General features: G+C 64.9%; 2 protein-coding genes. Both read right to left on the bottom strand.

The window, feature by feature from the left end; all coding sequences use genetic code 11:
• Window positions 1–38: 38 nt before the first annotated feature.
• Window positions 39–944 carry an IS3 family transposase gene (locus DWW51_RS10135; protein WP_197032264.1) on the bottom strand — a complete coding sequence of 302 codons (906 nt, stop codon included), beginning with the start codon at window positions 942–944 and terminating at the stop codon, window positions 39–41.
• Window positions 911–1,449 (bottom strand): helix-turn-helix domain-containing protein (locus DWW51_RS10140; RefSeq protein WP_347487368.1); only part of this gene is annotated, 539 nt, incomplete at its 5' end. The genes DWW51_RS10135 and DWW51_RS10140, both read right to left, overlap by 34 nt.

Here is a 1,449-nt window from a genome sequence, read left to right on the forward strand (position 1 = left end):
TGAACTGCGTCCCAAATCTTGGACGCCCTAAATAGCGACTAGGCCGCGAGGGCCTGATTCCGGAACTCCTCCGGGGTCAGGCCCTTCAATCTTACCTGCCTCCGGCTCGTGTTCCAGTGGACTATGTATTCCTCCAGGTCGCGTTTGAAATCCTCGAACGTCTCCCACTCGCGGCCCCGGTAGAACTCGTCCTTGACGTGGCCGAAGAGCTGCTCGGTGGCGGCGTTGTCGATGCAGTTCGCCTTCCTGGACATGCTCTGGACGATGCCGGCGGCCTCGAGCCTGGATGTGTACGAGGCGTGCTGGTACTGCCAGCCCCGGTCCGAGTGCATGGTCGGGGCGGCGCCCTCGGGGATCTTGGACAGCAGCTCGTCGAGCATCCTGACCTGCTGGGCCATGTCGGGCGTGGTCGATATGTCGCTCGCCACGATCTCCTTGGTGCAGAAGTCCAGCGTCGGGGCCCAGTAGGCCTTGCCGCCCGCCACCTTGAACTCGGTGACGTCCGTTCCCAGCTTCCGCCACGGGGCCCCGGCGTCGAAATCCCTCGCGATCACGTTCTCGAACGTCCTGCCGACGACGTCCCTGTACGAGTTGTACCTGTGGTAGGCCGTCTCGCGTCTGATACCGCAGCGAATCCCCATCTCGCGCATCATCTTGAGCACGGTCTTGTCGGCTATCACGGCCCCCTCTTCCGCCCTGAGGCACATCGCTATCTGCCGGTGCCCGCAGCCGTTGGCGGTGCGCGAGAAGATCTCGGCGGCCGCCTCCCAGAGCTCGGGGCGCGTGGGCCTCGGCGGGTGCGCGAGGGCGTAGTAGTAGGTCGACCGCTTGAGCTCGGCGCATGCGAGCAGGTGCCCGAGCGCGTGCCCCTCGGCGCGCAGGGCCGCGACCGCTTCGGCCTTCGCCCTGGTCAGAGCCCGTCCCTCTCGACCAGGGCGCGTAATTTTTTTAGGTAGGCCACCTCGGCCTCGAGCCTACGGCACCGCTCCTCGAGCTCCTCCTCGCGGGTCCGCGGCCTCGCCTTGGAACCCTTCGGCCGGCCCTTGGGCCTCGGGCGCAGGGCCTCCGCGCCGCCCCGGCGGTATAGCGCGCACCACTTCTTGAGCGGCGACATCGACATTATGCCGAACGCCGCCATCGCCTCGGTCTTCGTCATGCCGCCGTCGACGACGGCGGAGGCGGCGGCGACCTTCTGCTCGTATGTGTACCTGCCCTGCTTTCCGTCCATGCGCAGCAGCACCTCGCTCCCGAATGCGCGGTATATCTCCTGCCATCTTCTCACGGCTTCCACGGGAAGCGAAAGGGCAATCGCGGCAGATTTATACCCGTGCCCGAGCTCGAAGAGCCCTATGGCCGCCTTCCTGGCCTCGATATCATGCTTCACTCTCAAATCAACGCGCATAAAGAAAGCCTCCCATTTCTCATGTCCAAGAAATGGGAGGCAGTTCA

Origin of the sequence: Collinsella sp. AF15-51 (genome assembly GCF_003462845.1) — a bacterium.
Lineage (GTDB): Bacteria > Actinomycetota > Coriobacteriia > Coriobacteriales > Coriobacteriaceae > Collinsella.